Here is a 23,200-nt window from a genome sequence, read left to right as displayed (position 1 = left end):
ACCATTTTTTGTAGCTATAGCTGCCGCTGATATGCCAAACAGTTTTTCTCGTCAATCCGTACTAACTCTGGATGCTTCCAATTAATAATTTCACCCAGACCTAATATCAATACGCCGCCCGGAATTAATCGTTCAACCAGCCCTTCTAAGATATTGATTCGATCTTCAGGGCGAAAATAAATTAATACGTTCTGACAAAATATGACGTCATAATTTCGTTTCGGTGAATTCCCAATATCATTGAGATTTCCCTGTAAGAACAATACTCGATTTCGAATATGTTCCTTGACACGCCAGTGTCTACTATCATGACGATTAAAATATGATGCCTGTATTTCTGGTGACATCATGTGTAACTTTCTATCGCTATATATCGCGCGTCTTGCTGCACTAAGCGCTGGATAACTGATATCTATTCCAGTAATCCCGTAATAAAATCTCAGTCCTTTTTCTGTCAGCGAGTTTAAACTTAATTCTTCCAAAGCAATGGCCAGACTGTAAGGCTCTTCGCCGGTTGAACAGCCAACACTCCAGATTTGAACGTTACAATCGCTATTCGAGTTAGCTGATTGAATAATCTTCTGCTGACAAACATGTTGCACTAAATCAAACGATTCTTTATGTCTAAAGAAGCTCGTTTCGTGAATGGTTAATGCATCAATTAACTGAAACCATTCTAGTGAAGCCCAGTTTTTATCCTGTAACTTCTGGTAATACTCATCATAGTCTTTAAGGTTCAGATCCCTGATACGTTTCAGTAGACTTGTCTTTAAAAAGAGCTGTCTATTTGCAGGAATCCAGATTCCTGAATACTTTCTAATTAGAGACTGCCATCTTTCAAAAGTGGCAGTCTCCATATCTGGAACATGAGTTAAAGAGCTATGTTTCAACTAGTGGCCCGCGATTAGTCTTTCTTTTTAGTCTCTTCTTCCAAAAAGATGTCTTCGTCTAATTCTTCGAGACTCTCACCAGCTTCTTTCAGGAAATCTTCGAGCTCATCGCTCGATTCCTGCAGATCATTGCTTGCATCTTCGAGTTCACTAGTTTCATCACTTAATGACTCTAACGATTCATCAAGCTCATTGCTGGTAGACTCTTCTGATTCTTCGACATCATCAAACATATTTTCGAAGCTTTCTTCAGAATCGTCTTCTACAGTTGATACCTCTTCACTGCGGAAGTAATCATCATTTGTCGAATCTAACTTAAAGCCAGATACTGAGCGACGTAAGTCTTCTGACAACTCAGTCAACTTACCAATCGAGCGAGCGGTTTCCTGGGTACCTTCAGAAGTTTGCGTTGTAATCTCCTGAATGACCGTCATCGTATTCGACACGTGACCCGCAGATGCAGCCTGTTGACGTGCTGCATTCGAAATACTCTGAATCAAGTCCGCCAGGTTAGTTGATACCGTTTCAATTTCCTCCAGTGCCACACCCGCATCCTGTGCTAACCGAGCACCGCGAACAACTTCAGAAGTAGTATCCTCCATCGAGATTACCGCCTCGTTGGTATCCGTCTGAATGGTTTTAACCAGTGCTTCAATCTGCTTTGTCGCATTCGATGAGCGTTCCGCCAATCGCTGAACCTCATCCGCAACTACCGCGAAACCACGACCGGCTTCACCTGCCGCCGACGCCTGAATCGCTGCGTTCAATGCCAGAATGTTTGTCTGGTCAGCAATATCGTTAATCAACGATACGATGTTACCAATTTCTTGTGACGACTCACCCAGACGCTTAATACGCTTTGAGGTTTCTTGAATCTGCTCACGAATCGTGTCCATTCCTCGAATGGTGTTACGTACAACTTCACCACCTTTCTTAGCGATTTCCACCGATTTTTCCGCAACCTGTGATGACTCAGAAGCGTTTGCCGATACCTGTTCAATAGATACCGCCATTTCGTTAATCGCTGCTGAGGCTCCAGTAATTTCCTGCGCCTGTTGACGAGAAGCTTCTGCAAGTGCAGTCGATGTCTGTTGAGTTTCTTCAGCAGATTTCGATACCTGGTCAACCGCTTCGTTAATCGCGCCTACCACACCACGCAACTGGTCAATGGTTAAGTTAAATGAGTCGGCAATCGCACCCGTGAAGTCCTCGGTTACGGTCGCTTTTACTGTCAAGTCACCATCTGCCAAGCTGTCAATCTCATCCAGAAGACGAATAATCGCTTCTTGGTTTCGAGCATTCTCTTCTTTCTCACGTTCGGCTGCGATTTCTGATTCACGTAAACGAACTTTCTCTGCTTTACGTTGGTTAGCATACATACCAACAAGTAACAACAAGATAAGGACAAACAGTGCACCAGAAATATATGGACTACCTGGTTCAGTGAAACTGGTAGTCATTGCGGCAAACGCTGCTTCAACATTAGTCGTACTGCTCAATAAAGCATCGGCCGAGTTATAAATGGAATCCGATGCATTTTGTACTTCAAACAGCTTTGGCGTACTGAAAACAATATAGTCAACTTTCTCACTAACGCTCTGGAACTCACTGACGATTGACTCAAGTGCGTCGCGTGCCTCGGGATTATTTACGCGTCGAATCTCAAGTAAAGCATCACCGTTTAACTGGCCTTCCAGATAAACGCCGAACGTATCAACGTCCTGACCAAAGTCCTCAGCCGCGATTTGAGCTTCGGCACCACCTCGCAATACTTTCTGCATGCCAGATGAAATACGCTCTGCTAACCACTTCTGACGAGTCGCCTGGTGAACCTCTTCACCATCTGCTCGGTTATCAAGCAGTATATCAATCACACTATCGTACTGACGTTGCATGGTTGGAATTTGTTCTGCCAACTCATCCGCATTGGTGTACATGCGATTTACAACTTCCTGGTTCGCCAAGATTGACTGTGTCTGCGGCTCAACTTCACGCCACAGGCTTTCGAGAGCCTTCAATTCATTATTACGCACGTTAGCTGGCGCTGGAGGTAGGTTGGTTACACCTTCCCCATCGATCAACTTACGTAAATTACCGCTGAATTGCTTGGTCGCTGCATCCAACTCGGCAAACGCCGACTGGGTGCCCTGCGCTGCTTCTGAGGCGTTTGTTGCAATCTGCTGCGACAATACCTTCATTTCAGACGCAAGCTCTGTCCGCTGAATACGGTTCTGACTTTCTAAGAAACCATAACCTGCATTAACCGCCAGCGCGATCAAGACAACGATCAATAAAAAAGCATAAATACCGATCCCAGATCGGCTAGCTTTCTTCATCTTCTTTTTGGTCTCACTCATAGGTTGCTCCCGAGACATCTTGACTTCATATTGTTGTAAAATTTACACAGCGACCTGGTGAAGTTCCGGACTTTCCGATAACTCCTTCATCCCAAAAACCCGCCATAACTCCCCGTTTCTTTCAAAGCCCCCTACGATATAGGGAGCGATAACTGCATCGGCAGTCAGACTGCCTTCAACCTGCTCATCTTCTTCAAAATGGTGCAGGCCACGCACTTCATCAACAATCAGTCCTAAATAGGACCCATGCTGATCAAGTACTAGAACTCGTTGTTTTAAAATATTTCTGGAACTTGGACGACCTAGATACTCCTGCAAATCAACCAACGCTAGTAAGACACCACGTAAATTGGCAACGCCTTTCAGCCAGCCCTTTGCACCGGGTACCTTGGTTGTTTGGGGGACAGGAATAATTTCAGAAATTTCATCTAATGGCGCAAGGTAGTTAACGCCATTTAGCAGGAAACCAACCCCACTATAGAAAGCGCCGCCACTAACATCATGTTGCGGCAGCGAATCGCGATGTTTCTGACTACGTTCTGCTATGTCAGCAAGAATGCCAACAATATTGGTCGCATCAGTTCCAGACATAAGAGGTTATGATCCTAAAACGTTATTCACAGACTCTAATAAAGAGGCTTCATCAACAGGCTTGGTTATATAATCATTAGCGCCCTGACGCATTCCCCAAACACGGTCAGTTGCCTGAGACTTAGTAGATACGATGATGATTGGAATTGACGATGTAGAAGGATCTTTCTTCAGTTGACGTGTGGCCTGGAAACCATTCAAGCCTGGCATCACGACATCCATTAAAATAACGTCAGGGTGATTTGCTTTTGCAGATACAATACCAGACTCGCCATCAGGAGCCGTAATAACCTGGTGGCCATTTTTTTCAAGCATACCGGTTAGAATATGTGCTTCTGTTGGAGAATCATCAACAATAAGTACACGCGCCATTATAAGTTACCTCTCTTTAAAATCTTTAATTCTTAATCAAGCCACAGCCGGTTTGTTTTGCAACTGCTGGGATATGGCGTTTAATAATTCGTCACGGCTAAATGGTTTGGTCAGATAGTTGTCAGAACCAACGACCCGCCCCTTGGCCTTATCAAACACCCCGTCTTTACTGGACAGCATTATAATTGGGGTGTTTTTGAAATTCTGGTTACTTTTAACAAGAGCACAGGTTTGATACCCGTCAAGACGAGGCATCATAATATCAATAAAAATGATATCTGGCTTATAGTCGGCAATCTTGGATAGAGCATCATATCCATCGACACCGGTTACAACATCACATCCCTGTTTTTTCAAAAGTGTCTCAGCGGTGCGGCGAATAGTTTTACTATCGTCCACCACCATCACTTTCAAACCTTTGAACAAATCACTCATGTATGGCTACCTATGAACAGCGAAAATTCACTATTTAATAAAGAGTTAGCGCCTTTTCTTCAACTTTTTTTTAGATTTCTACTTACCTTTTATCATAAAAGTCAAGAAGTCGCAAAACAGTTCACATTTTCAGACTAATTCTGTTGCTGAATCCATGCAACCTTTTTCTTGTAAGAATAAAGGTTTTGCTGGTTAATGCTTCATGATAACTTATTATTAAACCACATGCTTTTTCTTTTATGCCACATTCTCTATTAATGGTCATGGATCCCATTGACCAGGTAAATATCGTTAAAGATACCAGTTTCGGCCTGCTGCTTGAGGCTCAACGTCGTGGCTGGCAATTATATTACTGCCAGCAGCAGGACCTTTACCTGGAACAGGGCGAAGTCAGGGCTAATTGTCAGTCATTAAAGGTCTTTAACAGTGCTGACAAATGGTTTGAACTGGAAACCGTTGAGCAAACAGCTCTGCATCGTTTTGATACGGTTTTTATGCGTAAAGACCCTCCTTTTGACATGAATTATATTTACAGTACTTACCTGCTAGAGCTGGCCGAACAGCAAGGCACTCTGGTGATTAATAATCCTCGAAGCCTTAGAGATTGTAATGAGAAGCTTTTTACCGCCTGGTTCCCTGAGCATACTCCACCCACTTTAGTTACTTCGAACTCGCAGCATCTCAAACGGTTTGTCAGCGAACAGAAGGACGTCATCTTAAAGCCTCTGGATGGCATGGGCGGCGCCTCTATTTTCCGCATACAACAGGGCGACCCAAATACTTCGGTAATCATTGAAACTCTTACTGGTGGCGGTAAACACCTGGCTATGGCACAGCGATTTATTCCCGAAATCACGGCCGGTGACAAGCGTATCCTGATTGTTAATGGCGAAGTAATTCCTTTTGTTCTGGCTCGAATTCCTCAGAAGGGAGAAACCCGCGGCAACCTGGCGGCGGGCGGTAGCGGCGTTCCTATGCCCATCAGCGAACAGGAGCAAGCACTGGCTGAAATCATCGCACCCGAGCTGGTAAAACGCGGGCTTTATTTTGTTGGCCTTGATGTAATTGGAAACTATGTGACCGAAATAAACGTTACTAGCCCAACTTGTATGCGAGAATTGGATAAAGAGTATAATATTAATATCGCTGCCAGACTGTTTGAAGGTCTTGAGCAGAAGATTGAACAATAATAACGTACCACCCTTTCTACTATTTTAATGAGTATGATGAATAAGAGCCTATGAGCCAGGTGAACCCGACTGCCGATAAAGAATTAGTTAAGCTCAACCAGTCTCCGGTTAGAGATGGTGATCGCCTCAAGTTCACCCTGTTTCTTGCTATCTGTTTTCACCTGCTGCTTTTACTCGGTGTACGATTTGTGCTGCCCGAGTCAGAACCCAGCCAGATCCCTATTGCATTGGATGTTACCCTTGCTCAACGCGAAAGCATTGATGCACCAGAAAAGGCTGACTTTGTTGGACAGACCAACCAACAGGGCGCGGGTGAATCTGAAACCGCTGAACGTGCCACGACAAAGCTTGAGAATTTCAAGAATATCGAAGGGCAAACCGATATGCCCTCATTGGAGCTAATTCCTGAGCAACATCAGTCGCAGCAGGCATTGCAGCTGGTAACAACTGAGCAGTCGCAACAGGCAGTCGAGCAACCTATTGAAACCAAGGACAATCAACAGAACACTCCCGATCAAATTGACAAGCCGACAGAAATTACCCCTCCACCAGAACAGCTTGAGCAATACAACCTTGAGCAAGATGTGGTCAATCAATTGCAAACCCGAGGCCTCAAAAAGCGCCAGATTTCGGCAGCCATTTATGAGTCTCCGGCTGACGCCGAATATTTGGAGCTTTGGCGCAAGAAGATTGAGCAAGTTGGTAATCTGCACTATCCGGAGCAGGCCAAGAGACTCGGTATTTATGGCAGCCTGACTCTAAAAGTCAGCATTGATAAAGATGGCAGTCTGCTTGATGTGGTGATACTGAGAAGTTCCGGTGAGAAAATCCTGGATCAAGCAGCGCTGGACATTGTTCGTCTGTCAGCGCCTTTCGAACCGCTTCCAGAATCTATTCGCCATAACACCGATATTCTTGAAATTGTTCGAACCTGGCAGTTCAAACCAGACAATAGCTTAAATACCAGAAATTGATACAATAGAATCATCAATTAATCCTAAATTTTTGTGATAGTTTGCACATGGAAGCAATCCAATCTCTAGCCAATCATCTACTTGTCGCCATGCCTAGTCTGCATGACCCTTTCTTTTCGCGCAGTGTGACCTATGTTTGTGAACATAACGAGCAGGGTGCGCTCGGACTTGTTTTAAGTCTGCCACTGGAGGCGACCTATGATGAGCTATTCAAGCATTTAAATATTGAAACTAACGGCAATGAGGATGACCGTGTATTGCTGGCTGGCGGCCCCGTCGACAGAGAGCGTGGGTTTATTCTGCATAGCCCGCTTGGTAACTGGGAGTCTTCATTGACTATAAGTGATGATATTGCATTATCTACCTCCGAAGATATTTTAAAGGCCATCGCCAAACATCAGGGACCTGAGGATGTTGTAATTGCCCTGGGTTATGCTGGCTGGGAACAGGGACAGCTTGAAAAAGAAATTGAAGAAAACTCATGGCTGTTTGCGCCAGCTGATAAAGACATTATCTTTAGAACGCGACCAGAAGAGCGCTGGCTCAAGGCTACTCAACTGCTTGGCATCGACTGGACTCAGATCAGTGAACAGGACGGTCATGCCTGATGACTGAACTGACCGAGGCTCAACGCTATTTGTGTTTTGATTTTGGAGAGAAAAGACTGGGGGTTGCAACCGGGATACGCTCTCAATTATCCAGTCAGGCACTGACAGTCCTCAACGTGACCAATGATCAACCGGACTGGTCACAGGTTGAAAAGCTGATTAAGGAATGGCGGGTTGAAGCATTCGTCGTTGGACTACCTCTTAATATGGACACCAGTGAACAGCTGCTAACTCAAAAAGCCCGTAAATTTGCCGACCGATTGCATGGCCGATTTGGCCTACCGACATATCTGCATGATGAACGTCTTAGCTCAGCAGAGGTTAAGGATTACCTATTTGAAATGGGTGGCTATAAAAAACTCAAGCAAAATCCTATTGATGCTTATGCAGCTGAGCTGATCCTCAAAGGATTCTTCGAACAACACCACAGCTTCTGATTTGATATTTGTCAATTCGCCGGAAACCTGCTTATAATCAGAACAGGCTTGCTGACCAAAGCACCGTTGGGTAACAGCTTTGGTTTTATTATCAAGGAGATAGCCAAGGAAGAAATGCTGCGCAAACTATCAAATGATCAAAAGCTATTATGGAGCTTTCTTGCCCTCCTGTGGATTAACTTTGTCATATTTGCCGCATTTACCTACATTGCTCAACGCGAACAACTCATAGAAAATGCACTTCAGCAACTCACTCATCAATCAGAACTAACGGGCAACACCCTCGATGAATGGATGTCCTCAAGATTAGGTCTTGTTACTGGACTAGCTAGCGAAATTGCGAATAAAGCTCCCGACCAGCGCGAATCAATTCCCCAGGTATACTTTGAACGCATTGCCGAAACTGGATTATTACAGTACTTAGGCTATGGGCTTGAAAATGGTTTCTATATTTCAAACCCCTGGCCCATCCCCGACGGTTATGACCCTCGCTTGCGCCCCTGGTATCGAAGCGGCAAACAGGCCATGGAACCCACAATTTCAGAGCCCTACCTCGGTGTTGATGATTACACGACAACTTATCTCGCTTTTACTGCCCCGATTATTAAAGGTAATCAGTTTTATGGTGTTGTTACGGGTGATGTCAGTTTCAATGATATCCACCGGAAGATTCTCTCCACTCCCGTTAGCTACAACGGTCAATTCAATCTAATCAAGAGTAATGGCGATGCAGTTCTTAGGCCAGTTGACCCCAGCACCGAAGACACAACGCTGGAGTTCTTCTCTTCAAGCCTGTCACGCGACCAGCTAAAGAAATCCTTAAGTGCCACTTCAATTACAGAGTTTACCGGTGACAATTCAATTGTCGTATTTTACCCATTGGAACATACTAACTGGTGGCTTACCGCTGAAGTTGAAAAGAATGTATTGCTAGCACCGGTCTATCAAAACCTGACCAGCATATTGCTACTTTTTATGGCAATCGCTTTGACCACCATTCTATTGCAAAAGATATTTGCCAGAAGAGTGTATAAGCCAATCCTGCGCAAAATGCAGACTGACTACCACACTAACTTGCCGAATAAGAACACCTTTATCGATCAGATGCACAAGCTGACTCGCTCAAATCTCAAGCATGGGCTATGTATCTTAGTTCACTTTAAGGATATCTCCTCACTGCTATCCAGCTACTCTGAAACAATGGTACTAGACATTCAGCGAAAGACTCTTAAACGAATAAAGAATAGCTTTGTGCGGGATTACATCGTTGGCTCTGTTTCACATGACCAGATTGCACTTTTTATTCCTTTTATAAACACTCCAAACAACACCTTTATCGAACGCCGATTACAGCACCTTGAGTCAGCACTTAACGCTCCTTTCCACATCGAAGATGAGAATCAGGAACAGCACACCATTTTGACGGCTATTAATATTGCCAGTGCCAGATATCCAGAAGATGCCAGTGTTTTTGATATTATTAATAAAGCCAATATGGCGCTGTCTACTTTGCAGAACTCAAGCTCACATTACACTCAATACCACAATAACGTCCTCAGACAACTGGCAACAGAATCCGAGTTGATTCAAGCTTTCCACAATGCCCTACATAATGACGAGCTTACTTTAGCTTTCCAGCCACAAATTGATTGCTCCACCAACGAAATCACCGGGGTTGAAGTGTTCTCTCGCTGGTACTCCAAGGCGTTGCAAAAATCAATTTCGCCACAGATTTTTATCCCCTTGGCTGAGAAACATCATCTGATTCGCAGGCTATCAATCTGGTTATTGCATTCTCTGTTCAGTTACATTAATTCATGGCTTAAATCGCGACTACCAGCGCCACGCTTCGCTATCAATCTGTCCAGTTTGAATTTGCATGACCCAGTATTCATCAAGCAGTTTTTTCAACTGATGAAAAGTTACAATATTCCTGCCAACATTCTGCAAATAGAAATTACAGAGCATATTTCACTTGAGTTATTTTCTGATGGGGACAACCCACTGGAAGCCATGCGTAATCACGGTATTTCAATAGCGATAGATGACTTTGGAACCGGTTACTCATCATTAACCTATTTAAAATATCTGCCTATTGATACCATCAAAATCGATCGTACCTTCATAAAATCACTGCCAGCCAGTCAGTCTGATCTGGCATTAAGCAAGGCTATTATTGATATCGGCAAAGAGTTCGACCTAAAGGTGGTTGCTGAAGGTGTCGAGACTGTAGAGCAACTCAACTTGCTTAAGCTGCATGGTTGTTATCAAATTCAGGGCTATTTGTTTAGCAAGCCTTTATCGGTCGATGAGTTATTTGAATTTGTCGACAGGTGGAGCTCTCATGACCATCCGCAGAGAATAACTTCAAGATAGTCTCTTAAGATAAGCTCTAGAGATATTCTAAGTGCAAAAAGGCCAGCATAACGCTGGCCTTAATTTTTTAAGCTGAGAAATACTGATGCTTAGAACATGCGATTGCTTCGGTCATCATCCATCTCGACCTGCAAGCCATCAGTACTATCGGTAAGTGAGTCAGCATCTTTTTCATGCAGCTTGATTTTAAGACGTAGATCATTTGCTGAATCTGCGTATAACAGAGCATCTTCATAGCTGATTTCGCCCTCGACATAAAGATCGAATAGTGCCTGGTCAAAAGTCTGCATGCCAAGCTCTCTGGAACGAGCCATCAACTCTTTCAACAGATGAACCTCACCTTTACGGATATGATCCGAAATCAATGGAGTATTGATAAGAATTTCAATGGCTGCACGACGGCCTTTACCATCTCTGGTTGGCACCAGCTGTTGCGCGATAATGGCCCGAGTATTCAACGACAAATCCATCAAAACCCTTGAGTGCTCTTCTTTTGGGAAGAAGTGCAGAATACGGTCAATTGCCTGGTTCGCGTTGTTAGCGTGCAAGGTACATAAACACAAGTGACCCGTCTCAGCGAAAGTAATCGCATTCGACATCGTCTCTTTACTGCGCACCTCACCAATCAGAATCACATCAGGCGCCTGACGCAAGGTATTCTTCAGGGCAGTTTCAAATGACTCCGTATCAATCCCAACTTCACGCTGGGTAATGATGCACTTGTCATGACGGTGCACATACTCAATTGGATCCTCGATACTGATAATGTGACCCGCAGAATTATGATTTCGATAACCGATCATGGCTGCCAGTGAGGTTGATTTACCTGTACCGGTTGCACCCACGAAAATAATAATTCCACGCTTTTTCATCGCCAATTCATTGAGGATGTTAGGGATTTTCAAATCTTCAGTAGTTGGAATTTTAGTTTCAATTCGACGAACAACTAAACCTGGCTGGTTACGCTGATAAAATGCACTGGCACGGAAACGACCAATATTTTCGACACTGATCGCATATTGGCACTCCTTCTTCTCTTCAAATTCCTTCATTTGCTTTTCGGTCATCGAAGAATGAATCAAGGCTTCGACCTGCGCCGGCGTCAGCATGCTTTTAGTAACTGGGCGAATTTGCCCGTTGATTTTAATACAGGGCGGACGATGTACTGTAATAAATAAGTCCGAGCCCTTGTGTTCCATCAAGGCTTTTAAAAGTGGATTAATATCCATTGGCGACTCCTAGAACTCTTCTTTGTTCTTGGCTTTCATTCGAGCATCTGTACGTGACACAACACCTTTACTGACCAACTGCTTTAAGCTGTGATCAAGCGTCTGCATACCCAGTGATAAACCGGTTTGCATTGCCGAATACATCTGTGCGACTTTATCTTCACGAATGAGGTTACGAATAGCTGGCGTACCCACCAGAATTTCATGGGCTGCAACACGACCACCACCATTCTTCTTCAACAGTGTCTGTGCGATAACAGCTTGCAGCGACTCCGACAACATTGAACGAACCATTGCTTTCTCACCAGCTGGGAATACGTCAATTACACGGTCAATGGTTTTTGCCGCAGAGGTTGTATGCAGCGTACCAAATACCAGGTGACCGGTTTCTGCCGCTGTCAGTGCTAAGCGAATGGTTTCAAGGTCACGCATCTCACCAACCAGAATAATATCAGGGTCTTCACGAAGCGCTGAACGCAGTGCATTAGCAAAGCTGTGTGTATCACGGTGCACTTCACGCTGGTTGACCAGACACTTTTTACTTTCGTGAACGAACTCGATCGGATCCTCAATGGTTAGAATGTGATCATGTTTATTTTCATTCACATAATCGATCATGCCCGCCAGAGTGGTTGATTTACCTGAACCGGTTGGCCCTGTAACCAGTACCAGACCACGTGGTTCTAATGAAATATCCTGGAAAATTTTTGGTGCATTTAACTCTTCAAGCGTCAATACACGAGAAGGAATGGTACGAAATACTGCGGCTCGCCCACGGTTTTGCACGAAAGCATTGACACGGAAACGGGCTAAATCTTTAAGTTCGAAGGAGAAGTCAGCCTCAAGGAATTCTTCATAATCCTTTCGCTGCTTGTCGTTCATGATATCGTAGATTAACGAGTGTACTTCCTTGTCTTCCAATGGTGGTACATTGATGCGTCGAATATCACCATCAACACGAATAAGCGGCGGCATACCCGCTGAAATATGCAAATCCGATGCATTATTCTTTACACTGAAAGCTAAAAGCTCTGTAATATCCATATGTTAGACCCCACACCTGATAATTGCGTTTTAATAATATGTCTAGGATAGCCTCTCATCTTGCAGATCTGCAACTACAAATCGTAAAAACCTGCGCTAAGCGACGGATTTTTAAACACAATGTGCAATTAATCGCTGTTAGTAAAAGACATTCAGCCGAAAGCATCAAAGAGGCATTCGCTGCAGGACAACGCGATTTTGGTGAGAATCAGGTACAGGAAGCTGTCGATAAAATCTCCGCGCTGTCAGATCTTGACATAAATTGGCATATGATCGGAGCCATCCAGAGTCGAAAGTGCAAAGACATTGCGCAACATTTCGACTGGGTACAGAGCGTTGATCGACTCAAGGTTGCGAATAAACTCAATGAGCACCGCTCTGAGAATCAGGCTCCGCTCAATGTCCTGATTCAGGTAAACCTTTTTGGCGAAGAGCAGAAAGCTGGGGTTGATGCTGAATCCTGTAAACAACTGGCAGCAGCCATCATGCAGCTACCAAAGCTTCGCTTGCGCGGGCTGATGGCCATTCCGCCCAAACAGACCGAACCACAAGCTCAGCTCCAACAGTTTGAGCAAATCCATCAGCTATATCAGGAATTACAAAATTTGTACCCGCAAATAGACACTCTTTCGATGGGCATGTCAGGCGACTTTGAACAGGCCATTCTAGCTGGAAGCACCATGATTAGGCTTGGAACCGCAATATTTGGGGCACGCGACTAAACTCCTTGCTAAAGGCCTGTAAAATAGCCAGTCAGGCCTGGCTTTGTTATGCTATGCGCTCTTTTGGTCGGGCCATTTATCAATACTCTTGGTCTGAGCCCACATTGACTTAACACATAAAGGTACTCATGTCTGACGCAATTCAAGCAATAGCAAACGCAAAAATTGGTTTTATTGGTGCCGGCAATATGGCCGCCAGTATTCTGGGAGGACTGATTCAATCTGGCCTGCCCGCAAAACAAATTTATGTCAGCAACCCCAGTCAGGGCAAGCTTGATGCTTTGTTAGAACGCTATCCCGATCTGAATACCAGCAATGACAATACCTATGTTGCTGAGAATGTTGACTACTTATTACTTTCAGTAAAGCCTCAGAAAATGGGCCTGGCCTGTAAGCCTTTACAGTCCTTGAATCTAAATTGCTGTGTTATCTCCGTAGCCGCGGGCGTTGCCTGTCAGACAATTGAAGAATTACTGGGCAAATCATTACCCGTCATTCGCTCGATGCCAAACACACCTTCTTTGATTGGCGCAGGCGCGACAGGACTTTTCGCCAATCAACATACCAGCGATCAGCAGAAAGCTGCCGCAACGGCGATTTTTGACGCAGTGGGCTTAAGTGTCTGGGTTGATGATGAATCCCAGATGGATCTGGTCACTGCAGTGTCTGGCAGCGGTCCTGCCCACTACTTTCTGTATATGGAGTCGGTGGTTGCCGCAGCAATTGAACAGGGTCTTCCTGAATCTACCGCTCGACAACTGGCGGCCCAGACGGCGCTTGGCGCGGCTCGCATGGTCCAGGACAACGCAGAACTTGAAATCAGTCAATTACGCCGCAATGTTACTTCTCCGGGCGGTACCACTGCCGCAGCACTCGATGTGCTCAATGACGGCGGACTTCCCAAGCTGATAGCCAAGGCCATCAATGCCTCAGTGGTACGCGGTAAAGAACTGGCTGAAATTGCCAGCAAACCTGATAATAATTGACCCTAACCGAGATCCCTGACGCATGAACCCTGTATTTACCATTATTGAGTACGTCATCAACTTATTTGCCATGGTCTTCCTGTTGCGCGTGCTTTTGCAACTTGGTAGTGCTGATTTCTTTAATCCAATCGCGCAATTTATCCATAAATTTACGGCACCGGTGATCAATCCCCTGCGTTCCGTTTTACCGGATATCGGCAAATTTAATCTGGCAGGCTTTGTTTTCGCATTAGCTCTGCTGACCGGCAAAATTTTTGTATTTAAGTACTACTTCCTGTCACAGGCTGACGCTTCAATGCTGACAACGCCAGTGATGCTATTCCTTATTTTGGTGGGACTGGGTCCTATTTCCGGCCTGTTTATGGTAATTTCTAATTTGCTGCTGATTCTATTTATTGGCTTGATGATCGCCAGCTTCATGAGTGGTGGTCGTTATAATCCAGGCCTCATTTTCCTAGCCCAGGTTACGCGTCCAATATTACGTCCGATTCAAAAGATTATTCCACCGTTAGGCGGCACTATCGATCTGTCACCAATGATAGTCTTGCTGGGACTATTCTTCCTGCAAAGTGCTCTTTATAACTTCGGCGTCAGCTTACTCAGCCAGTAATCAAATCTTATATTTCATACCCAGCCCGGACATTTCTGCAGTATTCGGGCTACTCTTCAATGATTCGTCCGTGTTATTGTATTACACTAATATTTTGACAGGCTTTCTGAACTGAAAGCCTAATCATCCAGGGAATATTGGAGGTCATATGTACACCACAATTAAAAGTCTTATGTTGTCACTAGTTGGCGCAGCTTTGCTGCTCGCTAATACTGCCACGGCTGCAGAAAAGAAAGTCGGTGATTACATTATCTATTACAACGCATTCAACAGTTCCTTTTTGCAACCCGATGTTGCCAGCACTTATAAAATACCTCGTAGCGGCTTAACTGCCATTCTGAATGTGTCAGTTCACAAAGCTGGCGAGCCTACTGAGCAACCAGCCGTTCCTGCCAACATTCAGGGCAAGGTAACCAATAGTCTGTCGCAATTCAAAAATCTTGCATTCAAGGAAATTAAGGAAGAAAAGGCTATTTACTATATTGCTGACTTCCAGTTTAGACCTGAAGAAGATACCAGCATTGAGTTCACAGTTAAGGTTCCCGGAATGGAGCGCCCAGAAACCATCAGCTTCAAACAGAAATTCTTTGCTGAGTAATTTCTACTACTCAAGATATCCTGCGCCACTTATTTAAATCCAATCTGCATTTAGTTAAGTGGCGCAGCCTTTTTAGGCTATAATCCCCTATCTCACGCTCAATCAGATTTTTCCATGCAAAAAATTGTACTGGCATCCGGTAATGCTAAAAAAGTTAAAGAACTCAGCGAGCTTCTCGCCAGCTTTGACTATCAAATTATTCCGCAAACTGAACTCAATGTTTCAGAAGTGCCCGAAACAGGCACCACCTTTGTTGAAAATGCCATTATTAAAGCGCGTCATGCAGCAAATGTAACTGGCTTACCGGCCATTGCTGATGATTCTGGAATTGAGGTGGACTACCTCAAAGGTAGGCCGGGTATCTATTCAGCACGTTTTGCTGCCCTTGATGATCCCGAGCACCAGGGCAACGCTGATGACCAGGCCAATAATGATTTATTGCTTGATAAACTTGAAGGCGTACCAACAGCACAACGTCAAGCACGTTACCAATGCATTCTGGTGTTCATGGAACATGCTGATGACCCAACCCCGATTATTTGTCAGGGCAGTTGGGAAGGCCGCATTCTAGAAGCTGAAGAAGGCGATGGTGGTTTTGGTTATGACCCATTGTTCTGGAATCCTGAGCATCAATGCTCGGCAGCGTTACTGAGCCCTGAACAAAAAGCGGCTATTAGCCATCGTGGCAAAGCACTACGCATTCTGATGGAACAATTGTCCGCACTGCGCACTGCCAAGAACCAATAACCATCATGTCATTACTGACCAATCCTCCCTTATCCCTGTATATCCATATCCCATGGTGTATTAAGAAATGTCCCTATTGCGATTTTAACTCGCATGGCATTAAACAACTGGGAGGACTGGATGAAATTCCTGAACAGGCCTACATCGACAAGTTGCTGCTCGATTTAGAACAGGAGCTACCTTTTGTCTGGGGAAGAAGACTGCATAGTATCTTTATTGGTGGCGGCACACCCAGTCTATTTTCTGCAGAAGGAATGGATCGCCTGATTAGCGGGGTGAGGGCTCGCCTACCATTCGAAGGTGATATTGAAATAACCATGGAAGCCAACCCTGGAACTTTTGAAGCAGAGCGATTTGCCGGTTTTCGTCAGGCAGGTATTAATCGACTTTCGATAGGCGTACAAAGCTTCAATGCCAAGCACCTGGAACGATTGGGTCGAGTGCATAATCCTGAACAGGCAATTGCAGCAGCAGAATTTGCCCATCAGGCCGGCTTTCGTTCCTTCAACCTTGATTTGATGCATGGACTGCCTGACCAGACTACTGAGCAGGCACTGGCCGATCTGCAAACTGCCATTGATCTCAAACCCCAGCATATATCCTGGTATCAACTGACTATAGAACCTAATACTTTATTTTATCAGCAGCCACCAAGCCTGCCGGTTGATGAAACCCTGTGGACCATTCAGGAGCAAGGACAGTCTCTACTTAAGCTGCATGGCTATCATCAATACGAAATATCCGCCTATGCCCGCTCGCCAGAATTCCGTTCGCAACATAACTTGAACTATTGGCAGTTCGGTGATTATCTAGGCATAGGCGCCGGTGCGCACGGCAAAATTACGCGACTTGATCTCAACCAGATTGAACGCACCACCAAAAGTCGTCACCCCAAAGATTATTTGCAAAAATCAGTAGCAGAAATTCGTACATGCAATGCTATTTCGTCCCATGAACTTCCTTTTGAATTCATGCTCAACGCTTTGCGTCTGCTGGAAGGAGTCCCAAGCTCCTTTTTTGAGCAGAGAACAGGACTTCCCCTAAACTCCATCCAGCCTATGTTAAATCAGGCAATCAAAGACGGTCTTTTGTTAGATAGCATGAACACCATTGCCCCAACTGAAAAAGGCAGCCTGTTTCTCAACGAGTTATTGCAGCGTTTTATTGATGAAATGGACATTTCTTCACAAACTAATACCCCACAGGAGAATCAAATTAATATAAAATCGCTGGACTAAAACTTATAAGCCACCATATAGTAAAAAATATACAACAAGGATATTTGTAATGGATTTCAATAAAATTACAGCTATTAGTCTGCTCTGTTTATTTTCAATTGCAGGCTGCGACTCCCCAACCAACACCACTGAGCAGGCTGTTGATCAGAACAGCATTCGTGTGACCACCGACAAAAAATCATCTAACTATATTTGTTCTCATCTGCTGGTAAAGAGTGACTTGGTAGCAGACAAACTAACCCTCACTATTGAGGATAAAAGCTACCACCTTAGCCAAACCGAAAGTGCATCAGGTAGCAAGTATATCAGCCAAAATGAGACAGTGACTTTCTGGCAGAAAGGTGACAGCGCCAGTTTAGAGTTTAATGGGCAAAGATACAGCAACTGCGAAAAAGTGACTGTTCAGCAGGCAACAAATAGTCGTAACACTATCGAGCTGCCATTTACCGCCAGAGGTAATGAGCCAGGCTGGATGTTAAATATGTCAGCAGAGAAACTTAAACTGACCACCGACTATGGCAAAAACACCATTTCTTTTCCCACACCTGAAGTTAAGCATATTATGGGGGGCTACCAGTTTCATACTGGAGACAACACTCACAGCGTGACACTTGAGGTACACAAAAAGCTTTGCTACGACAGTATGACAGGACGCCCTTTTCCTGCCTTCGTCACGCTTAATCTTGATGGCGAGACATTGCCAGGCTGTGGCGGTGATCCATTAGATCTTCTGGTGGGGTTTGAATGGGTCGTTGAGGATATTGCAAGCGAAGGCATTATTGATAGTTCAAAGGTAACCATTAATTTCAATCGAGAAGGTAAGATCTTTGGAATATCATCCTGCAATAATTATAGCTCAAGTTATGAAATCACTGGCGAAAACCTGACTCTTACGCCACCAGTTGGAACATTAAAAGCATGTCCACAAGCCATAATGATGCAGGAACGTAAATTCCTGGATTTATTAGTTAAAGTCAATCGTTATGATATCGACGGCTTCGGAGCGTTAATTCTTACCACAGATGACGTCCAAACCATCATCGCAAGGCAACCATAAGAAAGAATGAATATCGGTTCGGCCTATTTTCAGCCAAGAGATTCGCGAGAAGTTCAAGGCTTGCAAGCTTCGAGTCGCCAAGTCGCAAACCTATTCAAATAATCTGGATATTTTGCCGAGAACGCGGCATTTCATGAGTGAAAAGAGGAGTTACCACACTGGGTAATGACGATTTTGAACTCATGAAATAACAAAGTGTTGCTCTATTTTCAGCCGAGAGATTCGCTAGAAGTTCAAGGCTTGCAAGCTTCGAGTCGCCCAATCGCAAACCCATTCAAATAATTTGGATATTTTGCCGAGAACGCGGCATTTCATGAGTGAAAGGAGGAGTTACCACACTGGGTAATGACGATTTTGAACTCATGAAATAACAAAGTTATCGGCAAAATGGACAATTATTTGGCTGAAAACATTAGATCCCAAACCCCATGCCCTAACCTCTGCCCCCGCGCTTCAAACTTAGTCAACGGACGCGAATCAGGCTTTGGCACATAATCACCCGTCTCTGACAGATTTTTAAATTCTTCCATCGGGTTTAATACTTCGAGCATGTACTCGGCGTAATTTTCCCAATCAGTCGCTAGGTGCAGGATGCCACCTTTAACCAGTTTCTTATGCAATTTTTGGCAAAACTCGGTTTGCACGATTCGACGTTTGTGATGTTTCTTTTTATGCCAGGGGTCGGGAAAGAAGATCTGAATGCGGTCAAGGCTGTTATCTGGAATACATTTATCGATGATTTCCACTGCATCATGGTTGATGACACGCAGATTGGTTAAATCATATTCTTCAGCTAGCACCAGGCAGGCGCCGACACCAGGTTTGTGTACTTCGATTCCGATAAAATCTTTATCACGTTCGATTGAGGCCTGCTCGGCAAGTGACTTACCCATGCCGAAACCAATCTCCAGAACCACCGGCGCCTTGCGGCCAAAAATAGCTTCAAAGTCATAAGGCTGCTCCTGATACTCAAGCCCCATGTTTGGAAAATGTTCTTCCAATGCACGCTGTTGACCTTTGGTTAAGCGGCCTTCGCGCAACACATAGCTGCGGATTTTGCGGATTCTTTTTTCGCCTTTAGTCTCTTCGGAACTCACTGATTTATCTCGACTTGCCGTAATTGGCGCGATTTTAGCACACTCTTTGTTCAGTTTTGCATCATTAGCTTTGGCCTGACAAAAAGGATTGCGAAAATACCCCTAAATCAGTAAGGTGAGCAGTTCGACCCGGCATAAAAACAATGACATAGAGTAGGAGTGGAACTAAGGAATGCCGTTTCCTGATTTGCCCAACAATCACGCTCTTTTTGTGCTGTTACTGACGGCTTTTGCGTTGTACCTGTTTCGTCGTGATGATATTCCGCTCGAAACTTCCTGCGTAATCGTATTGCTAGCCCTGACCATTGGCTTTAGCTTCGCTCCGTTTCATAACTTCAATGGCCGCCTTGAGCCAATGCAGTTCTTCAGTGGCTTCGGTCACGAAGCTCTGGTTGCGGTCTGTGCCCTGATGATTTGTGGCCAGGGTCTGGTTCGGACGGGCGCCTTGGAGCCGATTGGACGATTTCTGGGCTCAATATGGAAATCCGCCCCGCTATTCTCCTTATTACTGACATTACTGATAGCTGGCGCACTTAGTGCCTTCGTCAACAACACACCGATCGTAGTGTTGCTATTGCCAATCTTGGTGAGTGTTGCCATTCGAACCAAAACCAGTCCCTCAGCACTGTTGATGCCGATGGGCTTTGCCACCATCATTGGCGGTATGGCAACCACCATTGGTACTTCAACCAACCTGCTGGTTGTTTCTGTTGCTTCCGATTTAGGCCTTCCTGACTTTGGTATGTTCGACTTTCTGGTGCCCGCCAGTATTGCGGCAATCGTCGCCATCATCTACCTGTGGCTGATTGCTCCACGCATTCTGCCCGAACGCCAAGCGGTCATGAAGAACACCTCACCTCGCGTATTTACCGCGCAACTTCATATCGAAAAAAATTCTTTTGCGGATGGTAAAACTCTCTCTGAAGTGATTAATAAAACCGATGGTCAGATGAAGGTAGTTCGCATTCAGCGGGGCGATGAAATTTCTATCGTTCCTATGCCCGATGCTAAAGTTAAGGCTGGCGACCGTCTACGCGTTATCGACACTCCGGAACACCTTAAAGAATATGAACAAGTTCTAGGGGCCAAACTGTATCGCCGCGGTAAGCAGATCAGTGAAGACCACCCCTTAACCGCCGAAAACCAGCAACTTTCTGAAATTGTTGTCACTCCCGGCTCTCCTCTGGCAGGGCGCACTCTCAAGGATGTGGAGTTTATTGATCAGTATGGCCTGGTCGCAATTGCACTGCACCGTGGCGACAGTGTTGTGGACATGCACAACAAAGGATTGGGTACCGTTACCTTACACGTCGGCGATGTGCTGTTGGTGCAAGGTGGTCAGAAGGATATTGCCGAGTTCAAGAAAAGTGGCGAGATCTTGATCCTTGACGCCACCACCGATCTACCGAAATCTCATAGAGCTCCAAGAGCGCTTTTCATCATGGGCCTGGTTGTATTATTGGCTGCTGTTGGCGCTTTACCGATTGCCATCAGTGCACTTGGCGGTGCCATGTTGATGATCCTTGTTCATTGCATGACCTGGCGTGAAGCCATGCATGCCCTCAGTGCGCAGGTCATTCTAATCGTCGCTTCAAGTTTGGCCCTTGGTATAGCCATGATTGAAACAGGTGCCGCTGAATATCTGGCCCAGGCATTCGTAGCGTCACTCTATGGCGCACCACCGGCAGTTTTGCTCAGTGGATTGATGCTGTTACTTGCCCTTCTCACCAATGTGGTCTCCAACAACGCCGCCGCAGTTATCGGTACGCCCATTGCGGTCAGCATCGCGAATCAGCTGAACCTGCCAGCAGAGCCATTTGTTATCGCGGTTCTGTTCGGTGCCAACATGAGCTTCGCTACGCCAATGGCCTACAAAACCAACCTGCTGGTAATGAGTGCTGGCGGTTACAAGTTTTCAGATTTCATCAAGGTCGGTGTACCGCTAGTTATCCTTATGTGGATAACCCTTTCCTTCGTGCTGCCGATCCTTTATCAGTTCTAACGACTATTCACATGACAAAACCCTGGTCACCCACAGACTTTGCTGCAAAGGTCATAGAGTACTACCATGCTCATGGCCGCAAGCACCTGCCCTGGCAAAACACGAAAGATCCCTACAAGATCTGGTTGTCGGAAATCATGCTCCAGCAAACCCAGGTCACAACCGTCATTCCCTATTTTGAGCGTTTCATTCAAAGCTTCCCAACGGTAACAGATCTTGCGCAAGCTACGGATGATCAGGTGATGCAACACTGGAGTGGGCTGGGCTATTACAGCCGCGCGCGTAATCTGCACAAAGCCGCCCAAATCGTAGAGTCTGAATATTCCGGAGTCTTTCCGCAAGACCCTGAGACTATCGAAACCCTGCCGGGCATTGGCCGCTCGACAGCAGGAGCAATCGCCTCTTTTGCTTTCGGACTGCCCACCGCCATTCTTGATGGCAACGTTAAACGCGTGCTGGCCCGCTGCTATGCCATTGAAGGCTGGCCAGGCAACGGCAAGGTATTAAAAGCATTGTGGAAAAGAGCCGAAGCAAACACGCCACAACAGGAAACTGCTGCCTACAACCAGGCCATGATGGATCTCGGAGCGGTTGTTTGCACTCGCACTAAACCAGACTGCACTATCTGCCCGCTTTCCAAACACTGCCTTGCCTATAGCAACGACAGCATTGAGCAGTATCCCGGTAAGAAGCCAAAGAAGGCTCGCCCCAGCAAGTCAGTGTATTGGCTTATTAGTATTCATCAAGATAAAGTCCTGCTACATAAAAGACCACCCAGTGGCATCTGGGGCGGGCTCTGGACTCTACCGGAAGTGGTGCAGAGTGAAACTACCAGCGGCGATTTACAAACCCTTGAGCCTTTTGTTCATAAATTCAGCCATTACGATTTGCAGGTTCAGCCTCTTTTAGTCACTTCAAAAGCCGATAAAGCATTAGTGGAAAAAAATTCCCATACGAGTATCATGGAGCCCGCACAAGCAGACTGGTTTAGCCTAAACCAGCTGAGCGAGATTGGCTTGCCCACTCCGGTCAGCAAACTTTTAATGAAACTCCTTGAGCACTCCTGAGTTTCGATACCAAAGGCAAACCACTCAACCGATGACAAGTGGAGATAGAAATGTCACGCACCGTATTCTGCAAAAAACTGCAAAAAGAAGCCGAAGGCCTGTCCTTCAAACCTTACCCGGGTGAACTTGGCGAAAAAATATACAACGAAATTTCGCAAGAAGCATGGACCCAATGGTTAAACCATCAAACCATGCTGATTAATGAAAAAAGACTCAGCTTGATGGACCCTCAAGCGCAGTCCTATTTGGCCGAACAAATGGAAATGTATCTGTTTGGTGGCGACTACGAAAAGCCCGAAGGCTACGTCCCAGAAGAAGACAAATAAAGGCCCGTAAAGCTAAGCCCATAAAATTGCCAATAATTTTAAGAAAGGGGCTTGACTTAAAGCCTCTCAATCGGTTTAATACGCGTCCTGCGGCCTGGTAGCTCAGTTGGTAGAGCGGAGGATTGAAAATCCTTGTGTCGGCAGTTCAATTCTGCCCCGGGCCACCATTATTCAGAAAGCCTGACTAGAAATAGTCGGGCTTTTTTGTGCCTACAATATTTTAATAATTAATAGTCTCTTTTGAATT

The 23,200-nt window shown here is 45.3% G+C and carries 23 protein-coding genes and 1 tRNA gene; 16 read left to right on the top strand and 8 right to left on the bottom strand.

Translation table 11 applies throughout. The annotated features are described in order from the left end of the window. Positions 1-14 precede the first annotated feature (14 nt). From CW740_RS00895 to pilG, 5 genes are read right to left on the bottom strand one after another with little or no spacing between them, the layout of a single operon-like run. A complete protein-coding gene (locus CW740_RS00895; RefSeq protein ID WP_227523874.1) occupies positions 15-890 on the bottom strand; it encodes a CheR family methyltransferase in 876 nt (291 codons plus the stop codon). 14 nt (positions 891-904) lie between these two features. Beyond that, a complete protein-coding gene (locus CW740_RS00890; RefSeq protein WP_106645786.1) occupies positions 905-3,247 on the bottom strand; it encodes a methyl-accepting chemotaxis protein in 2,343 nt (780 codons plus the stop codon). 42 nt (positions 3,248-3,289) lie between these two features. Further along, a complete protein-coding gene (locus CW740_RS00885; protein WP_106645785.1) occupies positions 3,290-3,838 on the bottom strand; it encodes a chemotaxis protein CheW in 549 nt (182 codons plus the stop codon). A gap of 6 nt (positions 3,839-3,844) precedes the next feature. Then, positions 3,845-4,210 carry a response regulator transcription factor gene (locus CW740_RS00880; protein WP_106645784.1) on the bottom strand — a complete coding sequence of 122 codons (366 nt, stop codon included), beginning with the start codon at positions 4,208-4,210 and terminating at the stop codon, positions 3,845-3,847. 36 nt (positions 4,211-4,246) lie between these two features. Beyond that, entirely contained in the window at positions 4,247-4,645 is a 399-nt protein-coding gene (gene pilG / locus CW740_RS00875; protein ID WP_018623445.1) for a twitching motility response regulator PilG, read from the bottom strand. 239 nt (positions 4,646-4,884) lie between these two features. Here pilG and gshB point away from each other — a divergent pair, with 239 nt between their 5' ends. Genes gshB through CW740_RS00850 form a run of 5 tightly spaced genes read left to right on the top strand, consistent with a single transcriptional unit; the run spans position 4,885 to position 10,230 of the window. Then, positions 4,885-5,835: a glutathione synthase gene (gshB, locus tag CW740_RS00870; protein ID WP_106645783.1), complete on the top strand. Its 951-nt coding sequence runs from the start codon at positions 4,885-4,887 to the stop codon at positions 5,833-5,835. A gap of 50 nt (positions 5,836-5,885) precedes the next feature. Continuing rightward, on the top strand, positions 5,886-6,809 hold the full coding sequence (locus tag CW740_RS00865) for an energy transducer TonB (RefSeq protein WP_106645782.1): 924 nt from the start codon (positions 5,886-5,888) through the stop codon (positions 6,807-6,809). A gap of 47 nt (positions 6,810-6,856) precedes the next feature. Further along, entirely contained in the window at positions 6,857-7,417 is a 561-nt protein-coding gene (locus CW740_RS00860) for a YqgE/AlgH family protein (protein ID WP_106645781.1), read from the top strand. Then, on the top strand, positions 7,417-7,854 hold the full coding sequence (gene ruvX, locus CW740_RS00855) for a Holliday junction resolvase RuvX (protein ID WP_106645780.1): 438 nt from the start codon (positions 7,417-7,419) through the stop codon (positions 7,852-7,854). Before CW740_RS00860 ends, ruvX begins: the two co-directional genes overlap by 1 nt. Before the next feature lie 48 nt (positions 7,855-7,902). Further along, positions 7,903-10,230: a bifunctional diguanylate cyclase/phosphodiesterase gene (locus CW740_RS00850; protein WP_227523873.1), complete on the top strand. Its 2,328-nt coding sequence runs from the start codon at positions 7,903-7,905 to the stop codon at positions 10,228-10,230. An 89-nt stretch (positions 10,231-10,319) separates the two neighbouring features. Here the strand turns inward: CW740_RS00850 and CW740_RS00845 are convergent, their stop codons facing one another. Both CW740_RS00845 and CW740_RS00840 read right to left on the bottom strand, forming a co-directional pair. Beyond that, positions 10,320-11,459 carry a PilT/PilU family type 4a pilus ATPase gene (locus tag CW740_RS00845; RefSeq protein WP_106645779.1) on the bottom strand — a complete coding sequence of 380 codons (1,140 nt, stop codon included), beginning with the start codon at positions 11,457-11,459 and terminating at the stop codon, positions 10,320-10,322. Between the two features lie 9 nt (positions 11,460-11,468). Next, entirely contained in the window at positions 11,469-12,503 is a 1,035-nt protein-coding gene (locus CW740_RS00840) for a type IV pilus twitching motility protein PilT (protein ID WP_106645778.1), read from the bottom strand. Between the two features lie 38 nt (positions 12,504-12,541). On the opposite strand from CW740_RS00840, the gene CW740_RS00835 reads away from it, so the two are divergent. The 7 genes from CW740_RS00835 (at position 12,542) to CW740_RS00805 (ending at position 18,461) form a co-directional block, all read left to right on the top strand. Continuing rightward, positions 12,542-13,225 (top strand): YggS family pyridoxal phosphate-dependent enzyme, encoded by a 684-nt coding sequence (locus CW740_RS00835; RefSeq protein WP_106645777.1) that lies wholly within the window; start codon positions 12,542-12,544, stop codon positions 13,223-13,225. A 128-nt stretch (positions 13,226-13,353) separates the two neighbouring features. Continuing rightward, on the top strand, positions 13,354-14,211 hold the full coding sequence (gene proC, locus CW740_RS00830) for a pyrroline-5-carboxylate reductase (RefSeq protein ID WP_106645776.1): 858 nt from the start codon (positions 13,354-13,356) through the stop codon (positions 14,209-14,211). Positions 14,212-14,233: 22 nt separating this feature from the next. After that, entirely contained in the window at positions 14,234-14,821 is a 588-nt protein-coding gene (locus CW740_RS00825) for a YggT family protein (protein ID WP_106645775.1), read from the top strand. Between the two features lie 148 nt (positions 14,822-14,969). Further along, positions 14,970-15,419: a DUF4426 domain-containing protein gene (locus tag CW740_RS00820; protein WP_106645774.1), complete on the top strand. Its 450-nt coding sequence runs from the start codon at positions 14,970-14,972 to the stop codon at positions 15,417-15,419. 114 nt (positions 15,420-15,533) lie between these two features. Continuing rightward, positions 15,534-16,166: an RdgB/HAM1 family non-canonical purine NTP pyrophosphatase gene (rdgB, locus tag CW740_RS00815; protein WP_106645773.1), complete on the top strand. Its 633-nt coding sequence runs from the start codon at positions 15,534-15,536 to the stop codon at positions 16,164-16,166. 5 nt (positions 16,167-16,171) lie between these two features. Further along, positions 16,172-17,404, top strand: coding sequence for a radical SAM family heme chaperone HemW (gene hemW / locus CW740_RS00810; protein WP_106645772.1), 1,233 nt, complete (start codon positions 16,172-16,174; stop codon positions 17,402-17,404). A 49-nt stretch (positions 17,405-17,453) separates the two neighbouring features. After that, the gene (locus CW740_RS00805) at positions 17,454-18,461 is read left to right on the top strand and encodes an META domain-containing protein (protein ID WP_106645771.1); all 1,008 of its coding nucleotides are present in this window, start codon (positions 17,454-17,456) and stop codon (positions 18,459-18,461) included. 395 nt (positions 18,462-18,856) lie between these two features. Here the strand turns inward: CW740_RS00805 and trmB are convergent, their stop codons facing one another. After that, positions 18,857-19,558, bottom strand: a complete 702-nt coding sequence (trmB, locus tag CW740_RS00800; protein ID WP_227523872.1) for a tRNA (guanosine(46)-N7)-methyltransferase TrmB — start codon at positions 19,556-19,558, stop codon at positions 18,857-18,859. 172 nt (positions 19,559-19,730) lie between these two features. Here trmB and CW740_RS00795 point away from each other — a divergent pair, with 172 nt between their 5' ends. The 4 genes from CW740_RS00795 (at position 19,731) to CW740_RS00780 (ending at position 23,120) form a co-directional block, all read left to right on the top strand. Continuing rightward, positions 19,731-21,560 carry an SLC13 family permease gene (locus tag CW740_RS00795; RefSeq protein WP_106645769.1) on the top strand — a complete coding sequence of 610 codons (1,830 nt, stop codon included), beginning with the start codon at positions 19,731-19,733 and terminating at the stop codon, positions 21,558-21,560. Between the two features lie 11 nt (positions 21,561-21,571). Continuing rightward, on the top strand, positions 21,572-22,627 hold the full coding sequence (gene mutY / locus CW740_RS00790; protein ID WP_106645768.1) for an A/G-specific adenine glycosylase: 1,056 nt from the start codon (positions 21,572-21,574) through the stop codon (positions 22,625-22,627). 50 nt (positions 22,628-22,677) lie between these two features. Beyond that, a complete protein-coding gene (locus CW740_RS00785) occupies positions 22,678-22,953 on the top strand; it encodes an oxidative damage protection protein (protein WP_018623463.1) in 276 nt (91 codons plus the stop codon). Between the two features lie 91 nt (positions 22,954-23,044). After that, a tRNA-Phe gene (locus tag CW740_RS00780) sits at positions 23,045-23,120 on the top strand. The last annotated feature ends 80 nt before the right edge of the window (positions 23,121-23,200 follow it).

The organism is Kangiella profundi (genome assembly GCF_002838765.1).
Classification (GTDB): Bacteria; Pseudomonadota; Gammaproteobacteria; order Enterobacterales; family Kangiellaceae; genus Kangiella; species Kangiella profundi.
The sequence above is the reverse complement of the archived record's forward strand: the minus strand, read 5'-3'. Positions and strand labels throughout refer to the sequence as shown.

Excerpts from the sequence above, each read along its gene's own strand:
- pilG (WP_018623445.1), bottom strand. The coding sequence starts at position 4,645 with ATGAGTGATTTGTTCAAAGGTTTGAAAGTGATGGTGGTGGACGATAGT.
- CW740_RS00880 (WP_106645784.1), bottom strand. The coding sequence starts at position 4,210 with ATGGCGCGTGTACTTATTGTTGATGATTCTCCAACAGAAGCACATATT.
- CW740_RS00865 (WP_106645782.1), top strand. The coding sequence starts at position 5,886 with ATGAGCCAGGTGAACCCGACTGCCGATAAAGAATTAGTTAAGCTCAAC.
- CW740_RS00860 (WP_106645781.1), top strand. The coding sequence starts at position 6,857 with ATGGAAGCAATCCAATCTCTAGCCAATCATCTACTTGTCGCCATGCCT.
- gshB (WP_106645783.1), top strand. The coding sequence starts at position 4,885 with ATGCCACATTCTCTATTAATGGTCATGGATCCCATTGACCAGGTAAAT.
- CW740_RS00885 (WP_106645785.1), bottom strand. The coding sequence starts at position 3,838 with ATGTCTGGAACTGATGCGACCAATATTGTTGGCATTCTTGCTGACATA.
- CW740_RS00840 (WP_106645778.1), bottom strand. The coding sequence starts at position 12,503 with ATGGATATTACAGAGCTTTTAGCTTTCAGTGTAAAGAATAATGCATCG.
- CW740_RS00820 (WP_106645774.1), top strand. The coding sequence starts at position 14,970 with ATGTACACCACAATTAAAAGTCTTATGTTGTCACTAGTTGGCGCAGCT.
- CW740_RS00845 (WP_106645779.1), bottom strand. The coding sequence starts at position 11,459 with ATGGATATTAATCCACTTTTAAAAGCCTTGATGGAACACAAGGGCTCG.
- hemW (WP_106645772.1), top strand. The coding sequence starts at position 16,172 with ATGTCATTACTGACCAATCCTCCCTTATCCCTGTATATCCATATCCCA.
- CW740_RS00825 (WP_106645775.1), top strand. The coding sequence starts at position 14,234 with ATGAACCCTGTATTTACCATTATTGAGTACGTCATCAACTTATTTGCC.
- CW740_RS00795 (WP_106645769.1), top strand. The coding sequence starts at position 19,731 with ATGCCGTTTCCTGATTTGCCCAACAATCACGCTCTTTTTGTGCTGTTA.
- mutY (WP_106645768.1), top strand. The coding sequence starts at position 21,572 with ATGACAAAACCCTGGTCACCCACAGACTTTGCTGCAAAGGTCATAGAG.
- CW740_RS00890 (WP_106645786.1), bottom strand. The coding sequence starts at position 3,247 with ATGAGTGAGACCAAAAAGAAGATGAAGAAAGCTAGCCGATCTGGGATC.
- proC (WP_106645776.1), top strand. The coding sequence starts at position 13,354 with ATGTCTGACGCAATTCAAGCAATAGCAAACGCAAAAATTGGTTTTATT.
- CW740_RS00805 (WP_106645771.1), top strand. The coding sequence starts at position 17,454 with ATGGATTTCAATAAAATTACAGCTATTAGTCTGCTCTGTTTATTTTCA.
- CW740_RS00835 (WP_106645777.1), top strand. The coding sequence starts at position 12,542 with ATGTCTAGGATAGCCTCTCATCTTGCAGATCTGCAACTACAAATCGTA.
- CW740_RS00785 (WP_018623463.1), top strand. The coding sequence starts at position 22,678 with ATGTCACGCACCGTATTCTGCAAAAAACTGCAAAAAGAAGCCGAAGGC.
- rdgB (WP_106645773.1), top strand. The coding sequence starts at position 15,534 with ATGCAAAAAATTGTACTGGCATCCGGTAATGCTAAAAAAGTTAAAGAA.
- ruvX (WP_106645780.1), top strand. The coding sequence starts at position 7,417 with ATGACTGAACTGACCGAGGCTCAACGCTATTTGTGTTTTGATTTTGGA.